Origin of the sequence: Alteromonas aquimaris (assembly GCF_026183695.1) — a bacterium.
GTDB lineage: Bacteria > Pseudomonadota > Gammaproteobacteria > Enterobacterales > Alteromonadaceae > Alteromonas > Alteromonas aquimaris.
Map to the genome: position 1 here is coordinate 435,185 of NZ_JAPFRD010000011.1, position 20,097 is coordinate 455,281.

The following is a 20,097-nucleotide window of genomic DNA, read 5'->3' on the forward strand; positions in this document are numbered from 1 at the left end:
CAGGGTTGAAAAATTCGAAAAAATAACAATTTAGTACTAAAGCGCAATGACGTGTGTTCACATATCAACGCGATCTAGTATAAGAAACTTGCAGTATTTAATCTTCTGCTTACCATAACAAAACTACATTCACACTCAATAGTACAGGCATCTTAATGAAAGCGCTGGATATTTCCGGATTACGTAAAGTCTATAAGGGCGGCGTAGAGGCCCTGAAAGGGATTGACCTGGTCGTTAACGAAGGCGATTTTTTCGCATTGCTAGGCCCAAATGGAGCGGGTAAGTCTACTACCATAGGCATTGTCAGCTCCCTGGTAAACCAAACCGAAGGTCACGTAAAGGTATGTGGTTTTGATTTGGCTACGCAAAAAGAAGCAGCCAAAGCCTGTATTGGGTTAGTGCCGCAAGAATTTAACTTTAACCAGTTCGAAACGGTTGAACAGATCGTGCTTAACCAGGCTGGTTATTATGGGGTGCCCCGCGGCTTGGCCAAAGAACGCGCAAAGAAATATCTGGCACAGCTGGATTTATGGGAAAAACGTCAGGCCAGAGCACGAGAACTCTCTGGTGGAATGAAGCGCCGACTGATGATAGCAAGGGCATTAATGCACGAACCCAAGGTGCTGATACTGGATGAACCAACTGCTGGTGTGGATATTGAAATCCGTCGATCAATGTGGACTTTTTTAAAAGAAATAAACGAACAAGGCATCACGATTATTCTGACGACACATTACCTGGAAGAAGCAGAAATGTTGTGTCGCAATATCGCCATTATCGATAAAGGTCGGATTGTGGAAAACACCACGATGAAATCATTGTTGGCAAAATTGAGCTTAGAAACCTTTATTTTAGACTTGGGCGAAAACTCAGCAAAACCGGTATTGCAAGGTTTTACTTACCGACAGGTAGATGATCATACTTTGGAGATCGATGTAGAAAAAACAGAAGGACTGAACCCGGTATTCAGCCAGCTCTCCGAACAAGGTATATCAGTGATGAGCATGCGTAATAAATCGAATCGCTTGGAAGAGCTTTTTGTGCGCTTGGTCGAAGCAGGCAGGAATCAACAGGGGCAAACCAGCAATGCAAAATAAAAATAACTGGGTAGCGCTGACGACTATCTGGATCAAAGAATGTACGCGTTTCTTACGCATCTGGGTACAAACATTAGTTCCACCGGCCATCACTATGAGCCTTTATTTCGTGATATTCGGCAGTTTGATTGGGGAGCGTATCGGCCAGATGGATGGCTTTAGCTATATGGAATTTATAGTGCCCGGCCTCATTATGATGTCAATCATTACTAACGCCTATTCTAACGTGTCATCTTCTTTTTTTAGTGCCAAATTTCAGCGTAATGTGGAAGAGTTGCTGGTGGCCCCTGTGCCAACTTGGATTATCATTGCAGGCTATGTTGGAGGAGGGGTAGCCCGCGCCGTGTTGATCGGGATCATTGTGACGATCGTCTCTTTATTTTTCGTTGACGTGCAAATTCACCATTTCGGTATCATTGTGCTGACATTGCTGCTTACTGCTTCGTTATTCGCTACAGCAGGGCTTATCAATGCGATATTTGCGAAGACCTTCGATGACATCAGTGTCGTTCCCACCTTCGTGCTGACACCCCTGACTTACTTAGGGGGAGTATTCTATTCACTAAGTTTGTTGCCCGAATTTTGGCAATGGGTAAGTAAAGCCAATCCCATCGTCTATATGGTAAACGGATTCCGCTATGGCTTCCTGGGCGTATCGGACGTCAATGTACAAGTCTCCCTTACTTTGCTGGTCGGCTTTAACGCGTTGTTATTTGGCGTTGCTTATTATTTATTAGACACAGGCAAAGGGATCCGCTCCTGATGAGCGCACCATTGGGAAATTCCCGTTCCATCAGCACCAACCAAGTTGGTGTACATGACAAGCTGGATGATATTGTTAAAAAGTATCAACAAAGTGAAAGTCGCCGTCCTATCAGCGAACATACCCAATTCGCATTTGCACAGGCAAGCGACTGGCTGGAGGGATGGAATGGACCGGTTATTCTCGATTCCTGCTGTGGCGTGGGTGAGAGTACCGCTAATTTGGCGAAGCGGTTCCCCGCCCATAAAATTATCGGCATCGATAAATCTGCAGCGCGCATCGATAAGCATCACGCGTATCGAGGAAGTAATGATAATTATAGGTTGGTAAGGGCGGATGTTAATGATTTCTGGCGCTTAGTACGTCGCTCAAATTGGCAAGTGTGTCAGCACTTTCTGCTCTATCCGAACCCCTATCCAAAATCTAGTCAGGTGCAAAAACGCTGGCATGCCAGTGCTGCTATGCCAGATCTAATGGCTATCACGTCCAGTATTCAAGTTCGCAGCAACTGGGTGGTCTATTTAATGGAGTTTGCTCAGGCGGCACGGCATTATGGGGTAACAAGCCATCTCTCTTCCATAGCTCAAGGTGATGCGTTCACTCCATTTGAGCGAAAGTATCAGCAGAGTGGCCAGACATGCTGGCGACTCGACTGTGGTAGTGAAGAGCAGGAATAGCCGACTTTGTAATACAGACTAATGTTCTACAGGACGTGGTTCAGGCTTACTGAATACATAGCCTTGGGCATACCGAATCGGAAGCTGTTTAACTTTATCCAATGTTTGCTCATCTTCGACATGTTCTGCAACCAACGCGATACTGCGCTGTTGAGCAAGCTCGCAAATGTTTAACAAAAATTCTTTCACTTCCGGCTGGGTATCAAATTGGCGAATTAGGCCCCCGGCTAGCTTAATCCCGCGGACAGGCATCGATAACAACGTTTTAATGTTACCCGGCGATTTGCCCACGTTATCAATGAACACACCCAGACCGCTGTGCATGCTTTTGTCGATAAAGGCTTTTAAGCGGTCAGGATATTTTAGTGCCGTGCTTGCACTCACCTCTACACTCACTCTTGAGGGATTGGGATAATTGGCCAGGTGCATAATGAGGGTATTGGTTAATTCTTCGCAATCTAAATCGCTGGCATCCAAATTGATGTTCCAGGGAATATTTACGTTTTTAAAGTATTTAGCACTTTGGGTAAACATCGTTTCAGTTAATTGATGAACGTGGTTATTGCGTTCTATCAAATACAAAAACTCGCTTGGCAAAAAGGTTTTATCAGAAGGTGTCACCAGTCTAGCCAGACACTCATAACGCCAAACACGCACGTTCTCCAAGTCTACAATAGGCTGAAAGTAAGGGACAATGCTTTCAATACTAAAATTTTCAGTCACTTCACGGATGGGCATGATTCTTAGTTCCAGATCGTTCTTATTTGACTATAGCAGAGACCGCCAATTAAAAAATGACAATTATTGATGGTCCCCAACAAATTGAGAAAATCGCCTTTTCAAACTACCTTAAGCTATAAAATCATTAACGTGATTTATGCTGCAGATATTAGATAAGCCCCTTGGCTCAACCCGCATTCTGGGGTAAAGTTCGGCTCTTTGTCGTCGCTATGCTAAGTTTTCATATTTAGTATCAAACGTTCACCAAAGATACAAGGGTAATTTAGTAACGTCTGATGTCGGTGAATGGTTTAGTCAAAATTTATTAGAGGTGCGTTTAGTGGGTGAAGCTCAGGTCAGTCTAAGGCATTTGTATCGGGTTTTTACCAAGCCTGAACACCAGGACTCTAAACTTGCCCAGATAGAACAGCATCTATCTGATAATATTCTGGACTTTCTTTCTCAACACGTGGTTACCAAAAAAACCTCGCTGGAAGAAATTGAACAGGATTTCTCCGATTCTAAAGTCCCAGAGTCACCCGAGTTTGTTTCATCACATGCAGAATCGTTGCTGGACAAATTGGTCGCTCACTCGGTCAATACCTATTCACCCACTTTTATCGGTCACATGACCTCCGCATTGCCTTACTTCCATTTACCGCTGTCAAAGCTGATGGTGGGGTTAAATCAAAACCTGGTTAAAATTGAGACCTCTAAAGCTTTCACCCCGCTAGAACGCCAGGTGCTAGGCATGATGCATAACCTGGTATATGACAACGATGAGTCCTTTTATCAACGCTATTTGCACAGTGCCCGTCATGCGTTAGGCGCGTTTTGTTCAGGCGGAACCATAGCGAACATCACTGCACTGTGGGTCGCGCGTAATAAAGCGCTGGGTGCGCAAAAAGGGTTTGCGGGCGTAGCTAAGGAAGGGTTGGCGTCCGCTTATCGTCATTATGGCATCAATAATTTAGGTGTGATGTGCTCAAAACGGGGTCATTATTCACTGTCTAAGGCGGTAGACGCACTGGGGATTGGGCGTCAACAACTGTTAGCATTACCGTGTCCGACCCAAACCTTGCAACCCGAAGATGCACTTAAAGCTGGAAAGGCCTATCAGGAAGAGGGTAACCGCCTGTTAGCGATTGTGGGCGTTGGCGGCACCACGGAAACCGGTCACATCGATCCTCTTGACGAACTAGCTGATGTGGCCAGTGAGTTAGGCTGCTGGTTCCACGTTGATGCGGCATGGGGTGGAGCGACATTATTTTCCAAAAAGCATCGGCATAAACTGAAAGGAATAGAACGAGCGGACTCAGTGACCATTGATGCACATAAACAAATGTACGTGCCAATGGGGGCGGGTATGGCGTTATTTAAAGATCCGGAAAATGCCAATGTTGTCAGACATCATGCGCAGTATATTCTTCGTGAAGGCTCTAAAGATTTAGGCGCCACCACCTTGGAGGGATCCAGAAACGGTATGGCGATGATGGTTTATTCTTCGCTACATATTTTTGGTCGCCGCGGCTACGAGTTGCTGATTGATCAGAGCATCGAAAAGGCTAAGACGTTTGCCGATATGATCAATCGTCATCCGGACTTTGAACTGATAACCGCACCAACCTTGTCATTGCTCACCTACCGGGTTTGTCCGGCAGCTATACAGGCGCGTTTGCAAGTCGCAGCAGAACAAGAAGTGAATACATTAAATCAAACCCTGGACAGGCTGATTGTCAACGTGCAAAAACTCCAGCGGGAAGCGGGTAAGTCATTTGTCTCCCGAACGCGGTTAGAAAGTCCAGGTTACCCTGACCGCTCAGTCACTGTGTTCCGGGTAGTATTGGCTAATCCGCTTACTACCCATCATGACTTAGCAGCGATCCTCGCTGAGCAACACATGATCGCGAGTGGCACTGAAGATTGGCGGGATCTAGAGGATGGTAAGTACTCGCTTACCGCCTAAATACGAAAGTGAAGATTGTCAATTAGACGAGTGGTGTGAAGATAAGCGGCAACCAAAACCACTAAATTGGTATCGGCCGGGTGGGCTTCTGCCAATGTATCGGCATTTCGGATAGTAACGTAATCTGTTTTAAACCCTTTGTTATCCAAAAAGGCCTTAGCGTTAGCTTCTAATGTTCGGTAGTCCCTTTCACCCGCTTCCACGGCTATGCGAATACTTTTCAGTGCCAGGTAAACATTTGGTGCGTTTTTCCGTTCCATTTCATTCAGGTAGCCGTTGCGAGAACTCATCGCCAAGCCATCGGTTTCGCGCTCAGTCGCCACAGCTTGAATAAGAATATCCATCGACAAATCTTTCACCATGGTTTTGATAACCTGGAGCTGTTGAAAGTCTTTCTCGCCAAAAAACGCTTGGTCTGGCTGTACCATATTAAACAATTTTGACACCACCGTTGCCACCCCTCGAAAATGTCCGGGGCGGCTTGTGCCACAGATAATGTCTGAAATCCCGGGCACCTCAACAAATGTTTGCTGTTGTATGCCTCGTGGGTACATTTCAGGTACGGAAGGTAAAAATAATGCATCGACATGATGCGCAATGAGTTTCGTTTTATCCGCATCAAGGGTCCGAGGATACGCGTCCAAGTCTTCGTTCTCCCCGAATTGCATGGGGTTAACGAAAATAGAAGCGATCACGACATCACACTGTGCGCGTGCGGCTTGAACAAGTTGCAAGTGGCCTTCGTGCAAATTACCCATTGTCGGTACAAAGCCCACTTGTTTATTTTGCTGATATAAAGCCTTGCGCCATGCGCGAAGCTCTGCCAATGTGGTGATAATTTGCATGGAATTTACTCGAAACTATGCGCTGAAGAGGGGAAGATCCCGTTGCGGACTTCTTCTTTATACTGACAGACCGCCTGACGAATATCACCACATTCGATGAGATAATTTTTAGAAAACTTGGGCATGTAATTGGCACTGATACCCAGCATGTCGTGCATCACCAATATTTGCCCATCGGTATGGCTGCCCGCGCCTATACCGATCACGGGAATAGACAACTTCGCTGAAACTTTTTGGCCTAACGAGGTAGGCACACATTCCAGCACCAGTAACTGGATACCGGCTTTTTCCAGGGCGATCGCATCGTCTATTAGCTTTTGTGCTTTTTCTTCCTCACGTCCTTGGACTTTAAAGCCACCGAACACGTTGACTGACTGAGGTGTTAAACCCAGATGACCACAGACGGGAACGCTCCTTTGTACAAGACCCTGTATCGTTTCTAACAGCCACTCTCCGCCTTCCAATTTAACCATTTGTGCGCCGGCGGACATAAGTTTTGCTGCGTTGTCATATGCCTGCGCGGGCGTGGCATAGGACATAAATGGCATATCCGCCATCACTAATGCGGTCTGCACACTTTTGCTTACACAGCGCGTATGGTAAGCCATTTGCTCAATGGTTACAGGTAACGTGGTCTCTTCTCCTTGTAACACCATGCCCAAGGAGTCACCAATTAACAAGATATCGATCCCTTGCTCATCAAACAGCTTGGCAAAGCTGGCATCATATGCCGTTAGCGCAGTGATCTTTTGGTTCGCTTTCTTTTGTGCAAGTAGCGAAGAGACAGATACTTTTTTCATTACGAATACCTGTGATTAACGATAGAAAGTAGAATGGCGAACTATACGTTATTTATACCAATGTGCAATAAGGTGCGTCATCGGTTCAATGGGTAACCTTCCGCAGGATCAGGATGAGTTCATCGCGCTTGGGAAGGGCGCAGACGTTTTAATCCATCCAATGAACACTTGGCTACCCACTGTGAAATTGGTTTACCATCAGGCATTACCATGTTGGGCGCAATTTCAAACAGAGGTACTAAAACAAACTCTCGTTCTGCCATGCCATAATGCGGTATGGTAAGCGTGTCAGTGTCAATTTCATGATTACCGTACAATAGAATATCTAAATCAAGTGTACGGGGGCCCCAGCGTTCGCCTTGGCGTTCACGCCCGTGGTTATTCTCAATCTGTTGTAACTGTTGGAGTAATGATTCAGGAGCGAGTCCGGTTTCAATTAAACATACTGAGTTAATAAAATCAGGCTGATCTTGTGGACCCATTGGTGCACTTTGGTATAGAGATGCAGTGCGTAGCAAGCGGGTATTTTCAACTTCGCTCAGGGCAAGAAAGGCGGACTCAATGTGTTTACCCGCCTCACCTACATTACTGCCTAAGCCAATATAAGCCCGCTCTTTATGCATCGTTATCTTTCCTGGGTTTCCTTCTGCGGCGAGGTTTACGGGTACCGCTCCCTTCGTTATTACGCAAATTATTCAACATTTTTTTCTGCTGACCGGGATGCGCATCCTGAAATTGCGTCCACCAGTCGGCCAGTTCTAACAGGTCACCCCCTTCAACTTCTCCGCGCAAAAGCAGGAAATCATAACCAGCACGGAATTTCGGATGGGCCAGAGTTTGAAACGCTCGGCGTCCGAAACGACGGGGTAAGCGTTGCTGCAACATCCAGATATCGCGGACCACAGTAGAGAACCGTTTCGGGATCATGATCCGTTGAGTCTGCTTACGCATTACTTCAGACATAGCAATATTGTAAGCGTCATGGGCGGTTAAACCGGACTCTGTCATCATTTTTTGAGCATATTCTTCTAACGGATACCACAACAGCGCGGCATATAAAAATGCCGGCGTTACCCGTTGTTCGCGATTAACGCGGTCGTCCGTGTTTTCTAGCACACGATAAATAAACTGCATCTCTCTGCACGAATCATCCTGCAAAAATCCAGCTAGTTGTGGGAATAAGGGTTCAATCAAGCCGTGTGCGTGCAACTGCTTAAACGTTTCCACACCATTTCCACTGATAAATAGCTTCAATGTTTCTTCGAAAAGTCGGGCAGGCGGAATATTGGTGAGCAGCCCAGCCATCTCACGAATAGGGACAGCAGTACGCTCACTAATAGTCATGTTGAGTTTAGCTGCAAACCGAATAGCACGTAGCATGCGTACCGGATCTTCACGATATCGTTCTTGCGGATCGCCGATTAGCTCCACTTCACGTTTTTTAATCGCAGTACGACCGTTGGCAAAATCGGTGACTGAGAAATCCACCACATTGTAATACATAGCGTTGAACGTGAAGTCCCGACGTTCGGCGTCCTCTTCGATACTGCCAAACACGTTATCTCGGGTAAGGTGGCCATGTTCATTGCGTCTGGAGTGAGGTGCTGACGAACCTTCCTCGTCGGGATGGTGGCCTCGAAAAGTCGCTACCTCGATCACTTCTCTACCAAAAATGATATGTGCGAGCCGAAATCGGCGACCTATTAACCGACAATTATTGAACTGCTCTTTAATTTGTTCAGGTGTGGCATCGGTGACCACATCAAAATCTTTCGGCTTAAGGCCTAACATTAAATCACGAACGCAGCCTCCCACCAGAAAAGCCTGATAACCTGCCTTATTCAGCCGGTAAAGCACCTTAAGCGCATTTTCACTGATATCATCACGGGAAATACCGTGCTCAGCACGAGGCACGGTTACGGCTGCAACACCGGGTTGAGAGTTTGATGCTTTAGCTAGCACCCGTTTGACGGAATTGACAACGCGCGTAATGATGACTGTTTCTCCTGAACATTTAAGGCTCGTAATAATACGGACTATCGTGCTGGTCGACAATAATTTCAGCCTTTTTTGGTAGTTTTTTGCTATCCCATTGACTGGTCGCCCACGCGAGCAATGCTTCACAACTCCCTATGGTAGCGCATTCTGGCTTCCAGAGGGTGAGGAATTTCAACACCTTGTGTAAATTTTGAAGAGGCGTGTTGGCGCCTATTGCACGAGCGTGGTTTTGCTTACTTAATTTATGGCCAGGCAGCATGGCTGCTACCGGGAAGTGGGCATATTCAGGAGGCTTGGTATTTAACAGGCGATACAAGGTGAGATGTGCTGCCGTCGTAGTAAGCAGATCATACCCTCTGACAACGTGAGTGACGCCCTGATAAATGTCATCCAGCACCACTACCAGGTTGTAAGAAAATAAGCCATCCCGGCGCTTTAGCACAGTGTCTTCCAATGCGTGCGCATCGGTAACTATCACTTCGCCCTGAATACGGTCATTAAATAGGGTCACCGGTTCGTCTACATAAAGACGCACCGCATTGCCGGCAGCAGGAAGATGCAAATGCCGACATGTGCCCTGATAAATCCCGCCTGAAGCCCTGATTATTTTACGCGTACATTGGCAATAATACGCACGCTGCTTCTCTAGCAACGAATCAATTACAGTTTGATAGCGGCTGTGCTGATTGGATTGATAGGAGACCCGCTCATCCCAGTACAAGTGGTGAAGCTCAAGCGTGCGTAAAATAACAGCGTCAGCACCTGGAACACAGCGCGGTTCATCGATATCCTCAATTCTGACTAACCATTTGCCATGTTGACTGCGCGCATCAAGATAACTGGCCACTGCAGCCACAAGCGAACCAAAATGCAATGGGCCGGAGGGCGAAGGGGCAAATCGACCAATGTAGGGGCTTGGGGGATTCATATAAGGGTAAATTCAACAGGCCGTTAAACTGAGGTTGAACGGCCCGGGCGTTTTTCTACAGCTTTGAGCGATTAGCCCTGTAACTGCTTTTCTTTAATTTCAGCCATTGTTTTACAATCAATGCAAAGATCGGCTGTCGGTCTGGCTTCTAGTCGGCGAATACCGATTTCAATTCCGCACTGGTCACAAAAACCAAAATCATCATCTTCGATACGCTTCAGCGTTTTTTCGATTTTTTTGATAAGTTTACGCTCACGGTCACGAGTACGAAGTTCTAAGCTAAATTCTTCTTCCTGTGCCGCTCGGTCAACCGGATCAGGAAAATTCGCTGCTTCATCTTTCATATGTGTAACTGTTCTATCTACTTCTTCACGAAGTTGATTGCGCCATGCCTTCAACAATAGACGGAAATGCTCCATCTGATCATCGTTCATGTATTCTTCATCAGCGCCAGGCTGATAAGGTTTAAGTCCCGCCAGGGCAAGTAACCCTAACGATTTTGTTTCATTTCCTGCTGACATGTGTCACATCTCCTACACCACGACACTTATATTCCGCCAAACCAATCGAATATCTATAGCAGAATCGAACAGCGCAAGCAACGTTAAGTGTCTTTGTAATTTATCCCTACCGGTATCGTTACAGGCAACGATAAATTGTGGAATTAACCTAATACCAATCCACCTTGCTGTGTGTTTCTCACTCTCTCGTGGGGAGCGGCTTACCAACCTTTAAACCGCACTGATTACTTTTGTTCTCGGGTCATTAGACCTTCGAAACCAGCGGGCTAAAAGCTGCAAAGTTCTCTCGCAAAATGCGCACACATCAATGCGGATAAGTATAACTTATTTTCAAACCACAACGGCAAAGCAAGGCGCAAATATGGCGTCTCATTTTAAAAAATCAACTTTTTTTTTACAAAATTATAGGGAGTTGTTGATTTATTGCTATTTTTTGTTCATTAACTTCACATCCAAACGCCCTGACATTCACACCATTTTGGCTGGCAAACAATACGGAGTCTGCATAGGCAGGATCAATATGACGCGCTAATTTCACTTGTTTAATACCAGTATGTTGTACGCAAAAAATGAGTTCGGCTCTCACATCCTGGCGCGCTAGCTCTGCTAACGCCAGACAATGCTTCGCCCCGCGGATCGTTTTAGCATCGGGGAAATAGCCACTGTCGTCTTCTGCCAGGGTGACCGATTTAACTTCTACAAATATCGGTTCGTTGTCCATTGTCAGCCTGAAATCGAATCGACTGTCATAACCCGACGGCTTCACTTCTGATTTGATTTCCTGAACTTGCTCGAATCCCGGAATTTTTTTATCCGCCAAGGCTTCGGCTATCAATTTATTTGCGTTATGTGTATTTACACCGATAAATTCATGGTTAAAGGTTTGGGCAATCTCCCAGGTGTATTTTAATTTTCGTTTGGGGTCATCACTTTTGCGTAAATACGCAGTAAATCCTGGCTCTGCACAACCGGTCATCGCTCCAGTATTGGGGCAGTGGGCGGTCACAATTGAACCATCATCTAATTGAACATCGGCCAAAAAACGTTTGTAACGTTTAATCAGTTTTCCTTTAATCAGCGGCGTACTAAACTTCATAGTTGAAAAATCGGCTAGGTGAACCAAGATCACTAGTCTACCAAAGCTTACTAAGGATTTGTTATGACACAATTTACAGTCTCACTGGCAACTCAGCCTGCCTCTTCAGGTTGGGGCGAAAGTGCACTGCTCAGCTTTACCGAGCACGGCGCGACCATACATTTGCCAGAGCGAGGCGACGGTTTGCTAACAATTCAGCAAGCTGCTCGAAAGCTTGATGGGTTAAGTATTCCAGAGGTAACCTTAACAGGGGAGTGGCAGTTTGAGCATCAGTGGGCGTTTGCATTAAGTTTTACCCGCGCGCGGAATCCCGCCACGATCCATTTTTGCGACAATGGCGACAAAGAGCGTATACAGCAATGTTATGAAGCAATGTTATTTACACGAAAATTAGTAAATGACACGCCAGAAGATTTGTCTCCAGAGAATTTAGCTCAGCGTGCCGCAGAGTGGATTAAGTCACTTTCACCCGATGCAGTCAGCTATTCCATGACCACCGGTGAAGAACTCGCCGAAGCGGGGTGGATTGGTATTTATAATGTTGGTCGCGGAAGTGATCGTCCACCGGTGCTTTTAGAATTAGACTATAATCCAACCGGCGATGCTAACGCTCCGGTGACCACGGCGCTTGTGGGCAAGGGTATTACATTCGATAGTGGTGGTTATTCTATTAAATCCAGCGAAGGTATGCTGGATATGAAGTGTGATATGGGAGGAGCCGCCACTGTCACCGGAGCGCTAGGCTTGGCCATTTCACAGGGGCTCAATACCCGCGTTAAATTGTTTTTGTGTTGTGCAGAAAACCTCATCAGTGGTCACGCGTATAAACTTGGTGATGTGCTCACCTATAAGAATGGGGTGACGGTTGAGGTAGTTAATACTGATGCAGAAGGCCGCTTAGTGTTGGCCGATGGATTGATGGCTGCGAGTGAAACCAATGCGTCATTAATTCTAGATGCAGCAACCCTTACCGGCGCTGCGACTGTAGCGTTAGGCAATGATTATCATGCGGTCTTCAGCATGGATGACCGTGTTAGAGAAGCGATGCTTGAATGTGCGAAAGCAGAGTCAGAACGTTTCTGGCCGCTGCCGCTAGAACAGTGGCATAAAGATCGCTGTCCTTCGCCCTTTGCAGACACGGCTAACAGCCGTCCGCAAAAAGGTGGCGGCGGAGGCGGCGCTTCAAATGCAGCAGGCTTTCTGGCGCGGTTCGTCGATCCGCAAGGCAAAGGATGGATTCATCTGGATTTAGCGGCAGCATACCATGGTAAAGGAACCGCTGAAATGCCGGTGGGGGCCAGCGCCGTAGGCATCCGCTCAATTGCTGCATTATTAAGACAGCAAGGCTAAAAGAAACTCAGCCCGAATTGAATGATTCGGGCTGAATTCGTGACGCTGTTTTTTACTTAAATGAATTAAATTCCACCCAGGCGCTCGGCCAACACTTTATAACGTTCCACATCGTCTTTATCAAACAAAGGATTGCCTTCTATATCCTTGTCTTTAGACACCAACAAGCTTTCGCGTTCGAGCCGTTGCACCCTAGCTTCTTTAATTTCCAAGTAGGCGGCGACTTCTTTTACGGTCATTAAACTCATTTCTTATTATCCTTTTCGGAGTGATAGTATTAGTTAAGCGTAAATGCGACAATTTGCTAAGATTTTTGTGAGTCCAGCTTTTAATTGAGCAATCTGATACGTAATTTAACGTTTAAAACAAAATAGTAACAGTATTTTTACCAGTTGGGGAGACTGTCAGTTATGGATACATGGTCGGCCGCAGTTATGTTATTTCTGATCATGGACCCGCTAGGTAACCTGCCGGTCTTTATGTCGGTTTTAAAAACTATCGAGCCTAAACGGCAACGCTTTATTTTAGTGCGTGAGTTATTGATTGCACTGGCTATTCTGTTCATCTTTTTGTTCAGTGGGCAGGCTCTACTCGACTTTTTAAACGTACGGCAGGAAACAGTTAGCATTGCAGGTGGCATCATCTTGTTTTTGATTGCCATAAAAATGATTTTTCCTACTACCGGCAATGCGACCGGGCTGCCTGTAGGCGAAGAGCCCTTCATCGTACCCTTAGCTATTCCGATGATTGCAGGACCATCGACGATGGCGGCGTTGATATTGTTGGCTAATCAGAACCCTGATCGCATGCTGGACTGGACCTTCGCCTTAGGGGCTGCCTGGTTAGTCAGTGCGATAATTTTACTGTTTTCCGGCTTGTTCCATAAACTATTGGGTGAGCGAGGGTTAACCGCAATGGAACGATTAATGGGCATGATATTGGTGATGATCGCTATTCAGATGTTGTTAGATGGGGTGGGCAGTTACTATACCCCTCAAATAGGAATGAAATAATGACCAACAAGCTAAATACGTTTGCCCGGGTGCGCGAACTTGAGGGATGGAAAGCGGTGGCATTCAGCGCAGCTTTATTGGAGCGTATGGTGCCAAATTATGAACTTTTTTGTAGCGCCAATGAGATTGAAGAACGAGATTTACTGCGCAAGTGTTTGGATCTGGTGTGGGAGTCGTTATTAAGCCCGAAAAGTAAAATCAATTTTTCATTACAACTTGAAAAAGTGGAAGCCGCCACACCGGATATAGCAGATCACGATTCGTTTGGGGTATATCCGGCAATTGATGCAGCGATAGGTGTCGCAGCCTGCCTCAATTTAATTTTGAAACAAGATTTACAAGGCGCTGTGGTTATTAGCAAGCTTTCTCAGGGTAGCGTGGAAAATTATTTACTTGCTATGGGAGAGGCAAGAGATGAAACCGTTCGAGCCCATCCATTAATGGAGTTTGAAATTGAAGTGCAAGGACAGTTGCTGGCGTATTTAAGCGCTGCTACTCACCAAAAAGATGCCTGCAGGCATGTAAAACAGCTCGCGCTGGAAGAGGGGATTTCGAACTTGGGTATCGTTATTGATGATGAAGCAGCAGACAGCTGACCTGAGCGGTTTGCTTTTGTTTAATCAAGGTTAAGCCCTCAGGAAGTTGCGGTAATGGCAACTGTGACTCCTGCTCAAGATAAATTAGTCCTCCTGCTTTTAGCAACTGATAGTGCATGATCACGTCAATCGCTTGCTGGGCTAGACCCTGATGAAAAGGCGGGTCGATAAAAATAATATCGAATGAGCGTGATATCGATGAGGCGATCTGTCGGGCATCCCCTTGTATGACCGAGGCGGAAGCTCCTAGTGCGTCGATATTTTCCTTGATCCTTTGCGCTGCCATTTTATCGTATTCCACGAAGGTACAATCTGTTGCATAGCGGGAGAGTGCCTCAAAGCCAAGGCCGCCGGAGCCGGCAAACATATCCAGTACCTGGGTATCCCGAATATCATGCATTAACCAGTTGAAAAGCATTTCCTTATTGCGATCCGTGGTGGGGCGTAATCCGTGGGTGTTGATCACCGGTAGCTTACGGCCACGCCATTGACCACTGATAATTCGAATCGAACCGGAGGTGGTCTTGGGATTGGCTTTTTTTGAGGCTCGCTTCATTAAGTCTGACAATGCTATGATAGGACAACTCCATGCCGGCAAGTGTAGCCTATTTTGTATTTTGATATAAGGAATTGTCCCTGCAATGTCCAAACTTTTTAACTGGTTTAAAAAGAACAAGTCACCTGAAAAAAAGTCTTCAGAGGAAGTGACTCATTTACAAGAAACACCACCTGAGTCAAGTTCAACAGCTTCTGAGCAAGAGCAACTTGTCACGCAGGAAGTACCCTCGGAAGCTAAAAAATCGTCAGCGGACGAAGCGTATTCCGCGCAAGAAGCCTCTACAGCGAAACGCACCAATACAAGTGAAACTCCCTTGTCGCCTCTTCAGCCAAACACTGAAGCAGGTACTGAAGCGGTGCAAGCGAACCCAATGGACGAGCTGCCCGAAGCTGCCGATGGACGCATTATTGAGCCCCATTCAGAAATGCAGGTTGAAACGGGCGATCAGGTGGCCCATACACTTGCTGAGCCTGAGCCTGAGCCTGAGCCTGAGCCTGAGCCAGAAAAACCTCGCCAGTCGCTATTTCAGCGTCTCAAAGCCAGCCTGGGGAAAACGCGCACCAATCTGGGCAGTGGTTTTGTTAATCTGTTCAAAGGAAAAACGATTGACGAGGACCTCTATGAAGAACTGGAAACACAATTATTGATGGCCGATGTGGGGATGGACACCACACAGAAAATTATCGATCAGCTCACTGATAGTGCCAAACGTTCTGATTTGAAGAACGCCGAAGCCTTGTATGGCATATTGAAAACGCAGTTACACGATTTGTTATTAAATGTGGACCAGCCACTTGATGCAGTGATGAGGACTCATCCCAGCGATCAGGGGCCATTTGTAATTTTGATGGTTGGGGTGAATGGTGTGGGTAAGACCACCACTATTGGAAAACTTGCCAAGCAGTTTCAGCAGCAAGGCAAAAAGGTCATGCTCGCTGCAGGTGACACTTTTAGGGCGGCAGCGGTAGAACAGCTTCAGGTATGGGGAGAACGTAACAATATCCCGGTCATAGCTCAACCTACAGGTTCAGACAGTGCGTCAGTACTTTATGATGCATTGGAGTCGGCTAAATCAAGAAAAATGGATGTGCTGATAGCCGATACGGCTGGGCGGTTGCAGAACAAAGATCATTTAATGGAAGAATTGAAAAAAGTCGTCCGCGTGATGAAAAAGCTCAATCCCAATGCTCCGCACGAAGTAATGATGGCTCTAGACGCTGGTACCGGCCAAAACGCAATTAGTCAGGCAAAACTGTTTAGTCAGGCTGTGGGTTTAACGGGTATTACATTAACTAAGCTAGATGGTACTGCGAAAGGGGGAGTGATATTCTCAATAGCGGATCAGTTTGGCATCCCAATACGTTATATCGGGGTTGGAGAAAGCATCGATGATTTACGCCCCTTTAACAGTGATGAATTTATTGACGCACTGTTTAGTGAAACCGAAAAATAACACGTAAAGAATAATAATAATAAGATGCAGAATAAATTTTTAGGGACGTTGCCATGATTAAGTTTGAGCAGGTTAGCAAGACTTATCTTGGCGGACAACGCGCGTTGAGCAAGGTGAATTTTCATATTGAGCCGGGTGAAATGGCATTTTTAACAGGCCATTCTGGGGCGGGGAAGAGCACCTTGCTAAAATTGATAAGCATTATGGAGCGCCCCACGGTAGGGCGCGTGCTCATCAACGGACATGACCTAAATACCATCACGCGCCGACAAATTGCTTTTATACGTCGGGATATTGGCATGATTTTTCAAAATCATCACCTGTTGATGGATAAATCAGTCTTTGACAACGTTGCTTTACCCCTGATTATTGAAGGTTACACTCGTAAAGAAACGTCCCGCCGCGTTGAAGCTGCACTGGAAATGGTCGGGTTGAGTCAAAAAGCAAAAAACTCTCCTTTGATGTTATCTGGCGGCGAACAGCAGCGGGTGGGTATAGCACGGGCAGTGGTTAATAAACCGCCCTTATTGTTAGCTGATGAGCCCACAGGGAACCTCGACCCTAAATTGTCGATGGAAATTATCAGCCTCTTTGAAGATTTCAACCAAGCAGGTGTATCTGTGTTTATAGCCACTCACGACTTGGGGCTGATTGCGCGCATGCGTTACCGTACGTTGACCTTACGCCATGGCCAAATGATAACCGATGGACTTAACGAAGATGAGGGGGCCTGGCAGTGAGTTTATTGTTTAAAGGACGCTCCCAAGGCGCCAGTGATGTGCGCATCGGTTTAGCGCAACAATTTACTATGTTAATGGTGAGTCATCTCAGACAGGCATTGAACAGTTTAGGGGAGTTATGGCGTCAGCCTACGGCCTCGATTATGACAGTAGCGGTATTGGGGCTCAGTATTACGCTACCCAGTACTCTCTATATACTGGTCAAAAACACTGAAAAAATTAGTGCTGGTTGGGATCAGGCGTCAGAAATTTCACTTTTTCTTACTGCGCAAACCACCGCAGGTAATGCCCAACAGTTGTTGGCTCGTCTTTCCACATGGGAAGAGATCGATTCTACCGTGTATGTTCCCGCTGATGACGCATTAAAGGAATTTCAACAGCTTTCCGGCTTAGGCGATGCAGTAGCGTATCTGGAAGCTAATCCTTTGCCCGATGTGATTTTAGTGCGACCGACAGAAAAATTTGCGGGCCCCACTGCCGCAGCAGCGCTGTTAGAAAAACTTAAGCAACAGCGTGAAGTGGACATAGGAAAATTGGATATCGAATGGTTAGAACGCCTCTATGCACTACTCGATATTGCTCGTGAGTTAGTCTCACTCATTGGCATTTTGCTTTTCTTAGCCGTCGTTTTAATTATTGGAAATACAATAAGACTGAATATTCTGAACAAACGCGATGAGATTGTGGTGATGAAGCTGATCGGTGCTACCGACTCTTTTATTCATCGACCCTTTCTCTACACCGGGTTTTGGTACGGACTATTAGGCGGACTGCTGGCCTGGTTAGCGGTCATCATCATTTTATGGTGGATGGACAGCAGTATTGAAGCATTTGCAGCCTTGTATCAAAAGGATTTCGATATTACGGGATTAACAGGCACTGCGCTGTTAACCATGTTAGCGTTATCTGTTGGATTAGGTTTGCTCGGCTCAATGATAGCCGTTCAACGGCATGTGCGAGAAATTGAGCCTAGCTAACTATTAAGAGAGTCTGGCGGGTAACAAAACGACCCTGTGGCCCACTTCTCCACGAAGGAGAAAACCCCGCTAGTGGCGGGAACAGGTACCATCCTCATTTACCAACAAAAGTCGGGGTATTATTATTCGACTGTAGTGAGCGCACCCTTATCCCGGTAGATGCCGTAGGTTATCCTGCAGAAATACAGGCCGCTTTAATAGGCTCCCTCGTCAATTCTGAATCAAACTTCGATTAAATTTATAGTGGAATGCAGCTTTGTCGAACTGAAAAGGGGCACGTCATCGGGAACCTTATTCAGCGTCAGTCATGCCATCTAACTTCATTTTGACCTCTTGCATGGGGTATCAGTGGCAGGATATTGTGAGCAAAGTGCTACGAAGTGGCTAATCACTTTTTACTTATCACCTATAGCGTGAAATATCAGTTGTTAATCCGCCGTGGGCGCGTCACCTGAGGTGCAAAGCGCCACTGCGAAGCGAGTGGCTTAGGCAAAAGCCCATGACAATGCGCTCTATACGTTACTGTCAATCAAACAAGCGTGCAGCGCTGCCTTCCCCATAACGTTTCGTCCATACAAAGCCAGACTTGAGAAGGGGCGCACTCATGGCGCTATTAAAAATGATCGTGCGGGATAACAGATGTTGGCCGTAGTTGGCTGACATTATTTAGTTGTCAATGTCAGCTTTGTACGGTTATCGAATGGCCGGACGGGGAAAATAAGCCGAAATGGCGTTTTTAATCCCATTACCCCAGACTATTGCCTGATTATATAAACTATGTAAGTGCTTCTGGTCGATATCGAGAATCTTGGCTTGTTTCACCACGTTTAACCATAATGCGCCCTCGAAAGCTCTGACTAACTGAAGATAGCTTCTGAACTCCTTGTCGTTACCTAGTAAAGCATCATTAATGCTATCGGTCAGCGGTAATTGTTTAAGAATATCTTCCATATTCTGGTCGAGTAAACTGTCCAGCATTGAAAACAGCCCCACCAAAAAACCTATAGGAGGGTTGGTGTTGAGTTTTCTTTCCTGCGACACTAAATCGAAAAACTTAGCGCGTACCAATGACATATGGATGAGTTCTAGGGGCTTGTCATCCCCTAAGTTAGCGAGAGAAAGAAGGGCAATAAACTTCTTGATCTCAATTTCGCCCATATAATTTAGCGCATGTTTTAATGAAGTTATTTTATAGCGTTTATTGATAGTGGGGTTATTAATAAACTTCAATAAAATATAGCTTAATGCCGCATCCCGTTCGATGATCTGATTAATTCGGTTTAAGTCAAAATGGGACTGGGAACTTTCGCCCATCAGGTCTACCAGATTCATTTTAGAAGCGGGCAGTTGACGTTGAATCCGAGTCTCGGGCTGGGCGAAGAAATAACCCTGAAATAAGTCAAAACCTAAATCGCGGCAGGTATTAAATTGGTCATGTGAGTCAACCTGCTCCGCCACCAATCGGATATTAGAATCTAAAAAGCGCGGGATGTTTTTTTCAATCAGTTCAAAGCGGCTTTTTGAAACATCGACCTTAACAATATCAATTAACGGAAAAATTTCATGTTTTCCACTGATCAGCATTGGGTCATCAATAGCAAGCTTAAAGCCTAATTGCTTTATATGTTGGCAGGCCTCCATTAATCCCGCTTGTAACGAGGGATTTTCGGTAATCTCTACCACTACCGTTTCCGGATTAAGCGATGTTGGGAAGCGGGAGATCAGCGTGTCAGAGCTAAAGTTGATGAAAGACGTTTTTTCACCACATATATCATCCAATCCAAGGGCATGAAAACGTTGTGAGATATAGCGTACTTTTTCCGGGTCTAAGTCGGGAAAGGTTCCACCTTTTCCATCCCTGAAAAGGAGCTCGTAGGCAAACACATCTTTTTCCCGATCGAGGATCGGCTGTCGAGCGATAAAGGCAAACATGTTAGTGAAAGGATTCCTCACGACAAACACTTCTTTTATTATAGTTATGGTAGTGCCCACATCTGG

General features: G+C 46.0%; 21 protein-coding genes. 10 read left to right on the top strand and 11 right to left on the bottom strand.

Translation table 11 applies throughout. The features are described 5' to 3' along the window. Positions 1–155 precede the first annotated feature (155 nt). Genes OPS25_RS12075 through trmB form a run of 3 tightly spaced genes read left to right on the top strand, consistent with a single transcriptional unit; the run spans position 156 to position 2,537 of the window. Complete coding sequence (locus tag OPS25_RS12075; RefSeq protein ID WP_265617983.1) at positions 156–1,097, top strand: ABC transporter ATP-binding protein; 942 nt, start codon at positions 156–158, stop codon at positions 1,095–1,097. Then, complete coding sequence (locus OPS25_RS12080; RefSeq protein WP_265617984.1) at positions 1,087–1,860, top strand: ABC transporter permease; 774 nt, start codon at positions 1,087–1,089, stop codon at positions 1,858–1,860. The genes OPS25_RS12075 and OPS25_RS12080 overlap by 11 nt, the downstream gene beginning before the upstream one ends. Next, the gene (gene trmB / locus OPS25_RS12085) at positions 1,860–2,537 is read left to right on the top strand and encodes a tRNA (guanine(46)-N(7))-methyltransferase TrmB (RefSeq protein WP_265617986.1); all 678 of its coding nucleotides are present in this window, start codon (positions 1,860–1,862) and stop codon (positions 2,535–2,537) included. The genes OPS25_RS12080 and trmB overlap by 1 nt, the downstream gene beginning before the upstream one ends. A gap of 18 nt (positions 2,538–2,555) precedes the next feature. Here the strand turns inward: trmB and OPS25_RS12090 are convergent, their stop codons facing one another. Then, positions 2,556–3,275, bottom strand: a complete 720-nt coding sequence (locus tag OPS25_RS12090; protein WP_265617987.1) for an EAL domain-containing protein — start codon at positions 3,273–3,275, stop codon at positions 2,556–2,558. Between the two features lie 322 nt (positions 3,276–3,597). Here OPS25_RS12090 and panP point away from each other — a divergent pair, with 322 nt between their 5' ends. Then, positions 3,598–5,223 (top strand): pyridoxal-dependent aspartate 1-decarboxylase PanP, encoded by a 1,626-nt coding sequence (panP, locus tag OPS25_RS12095; protein WP_265617988.1) that lies wholly within the window; start codon positions 3,598–3,600, stop codon positions 5,221–5,223. Here the strand turns inward: panP and panC are convergent. The 7 genes from panC to sfsA all read right to left on the bottom strand — a co-directional run bounded on the left by panC (position 5,220) and on the right by sfsA (position 11,411). Then, positions 5,220–6,068 carry a pantoate--beta-alanine ligase gene (panC, locus tag OPS25_RS12100; RefSeq protein ID WP_265617989.1) on the bottom strand — a complete coding sequence of 283 codons (849 nt, stop codon included), beginning with the start codon at positions 6,066–6,068 and terminating at the stop codon, positions 5,220–5,222. The two genes, panP and panC, sit on opposite strands and share 4 nt — an antisense overlap. Positions 6,069–6,073: 5 nt before the next feature. Further along, positions 6,074–6,868, bottom strand: coding sequence for a 3-methyl-2-oxobutanoate hydroxymethyltransferase (gene panB, locus OPS25_RS12105; protein ID WP_265617991.1), 795 nt, complete (start codon positions 6,866–6,868; stop codon positions 6,074–6,076). 119 nt (positions 6,869–6,987) lie between these two features. Beyond that, positions 6,988–7,491: a 2-amino-4-hydroxy-6-hydroxymethyldihydropteridine diphosphokinase gene (gene folK / locus OPS25_RS12110; RefSeq protein ID WP_265617992.1), complete on the bottom strand. Its 504-nt coding sequence runs from the start codon at positions 7,489–7,491 to the stop codon at positions 6,988–6,990. After that, on the bottom strand, positions 7,484–8,782 hold the full coding sequence (gene pcnB, locus OPS25_RS12115) for a polynucleotide adenylyltransferase PcnB (RefSeq protein WP_265618424.1): 1,299 nt from the start codon (positions 8,780–8,782) through the stop codon (positions 7,484–7,486). The genes folK and pcnB overlap by 8 nt, the downstream gene beginning before the upstream one ends. Positions 8,783–8,882: 100 nt before the next feature. Beyond that, positions 8,883–9,794 carry a tRNA glutamyl-Q(34) synthetase GluQRS gene (gluQRS, locus tag OPS25_RS12120; protein WP_265617993.1) on the bottom strand — a complete coding sequence of 304 codons (912 nt, stop codon included), beginning with the start codon at positions 9,792–9,794 and terminating at the stop codon, positions 8,883–8,885. A 71-nt stretch (positions 9,795–9,865) separates the two neighbouring features. Beyond that, positions 9,866–10,315 carry an RNA polymerase-binding protein DksA gene (dksA, locus tag OPS25_RS12125; RefSeq protein ID WP_169210799.1) on the bottom strand — a complete coding sequence of 150 codons (450 nt, stop codon included), beginning with the start codon at positions 10,313–10,315 and terminating at the stop codon, positions 9,866–9,868. 394 nt (positions 10,316–10,709) lie between these two features. Continuing rightward, positions 10,710–11,411 (bottom strand): DNA/RNA nuclease SfsA, encoded by a 702-nt coding sequence (sfsA, locus tag OPS25_RS12130; protein WP_265617995.1) that lies wholly within the window; start codon positions 11,409–11,411, stop codon positions 10,710–10,712. A 63-nt stretch (positions 11,412–11,474) separates the two neighbouring features. On the opposite strand from sfsA, the gene pepB reads away from it, so the two are divergent. Then, positions 11,475–12,761: an aminopeptidase PepB gene (gene pepB, locus OPS25_RS12135; protein WP_265617996.1), complete on the top strand. Its 1,287-nt coding sequence runs from the start codon at positions 11,475–11,477 to the stop codon at positions 12,759–12,761. A 65-nt stretch (positions 12,762–12,826) separates the two neighbouring features. Here pepB and OPS25_RS12140 read toward each other — a convergent pair whose 3' ends face one another. Beyond that, positions 12,827–13,009 carry a MerR family transcriptional regulator gene (locus OPS25_RS12140; protein WP_265617997.1) on the bottom strand — a complete coding sequence of 61 codons (183 nt, stop codon included), beginning with the start codon at positions 13,007–13,009 and terminating at the stop codon, positions 12,827–12,829. 162 nt (positions 13,010–13,171) lie between these two features. On the opposite strand from OPS25_RS12140, the gene OPS25_RS12145 reads away from it, so the two are divergent. Together OPS25_RS12145 and OPS25_RS12150 are read left to right on the top strand one after the other, a co-directional pair. Next, the gene (locus OPS25_RS12145; protein WP_265617998.1) at positions 13,172–13,774 is read left to right on the top strand and encodes a YhgN family NAAT transporter; all 603 of its coding nucleotides are present in this window, start codon (positions 13,172–13,174) and stop codon (positions 13,772–13,774) included. Continuing rightward, positions 13,771–14,370 (top strand): YjaG family protein, encoded by a 600-nt coding sequence (locus tag OPS25_RS12150; protein WP_265618425.1) that lies wholly within the window; start codon positions 13,771–13,773, stop codon positions 14,368–14,370. The genes OPS25_RS12145 and OPS25_RS12150 overlap by 4 nt, the downstream gene beginning before the upstream one ends. Here OPS25_RS12150 and rsmD read toward each other — a convergent pair. Next, complete coding sequence (gene rsmD / locus OPS25_RS12155; RefSeq protein ID WP_265617999.1) at positions 14,342–14,926, bottom strand: 16S rRNA (guanine(966)-N(2))-methyltransferase RsmD; 585 nt, start codon at positions 14,924–14,926, stop codon at positions 14,342–14,344. The genes OPS25_RS12150 and rsmD overlap by 29 nt on opposite strands. 85 nt (positions 14,927–15,011) lie before the next feature. Between rsmD and ftsY the strand changes: the two genes are divergently transcribed. Genes ftsY through ftsX form a run of 3 tightly spaced genes read left to right on the top strand, consistent with a single transcriptional unit; the run spans position 15,012 to position 18,099 of the window. Next, positions 15,012–16,382, top strand: coding sequence for a signal recognition particle-docking protein FtsY (gene ftsY / locus OPS25_RS12160; protein ID WP_265618001.1), 1,371 nt, complete (start codon positions 15,012–15,014; stop codon positions 16,380–16,382). A gap of 53 nt (positions 16,383–16,435) precedes the next feature. Then, the gene (ftsE, locus tag OPS25_RS12165; protein ID WP_265618002.1) at positions 16,436–17,122 is read left to right on the top strand and encodes a cell division ATP-binding protein FtsE; all 687 of its coding nucleotides are present in this window, start codon (positions 16,436–16,438) and stop codon (positions 17,120–17,122) included. Beyond that, positions 17,119–18,099, top strand: a complete 981-nt coding sequence (ftsX, locus tag OPS25_RS12170) for a permease-like cell division protein FtsX (RefSeq protein WP_265618003.1) — start codon at positions 17,119–17,121, stop codon at positions 18,097–18,099. The genes ftsE and ftsX overlap by 4 nt, the downstream gene beginning before the upstream one ends. 693 nt (positions 18,100–18,792) lie before the next feature. On the opposite strand, the gene OPS25_RS12175 is transcribed toward ftsX, so the two are convergent. Then, the gene (locus OPS25_RS12175) at positions 18,793–20,031 is read right to left on the bottom strand and encodes an EAL and HDOD domain-containing protein (RefSeq protein ID WP_265618004.1); all 1,239 of its coding nucleotides are present in this window, start codon (positions 20,029–20,031) and stop codon (positions 18,793–18,795) included. Positions 20,032–20,097: the final 66 nt, after the last annotated feature.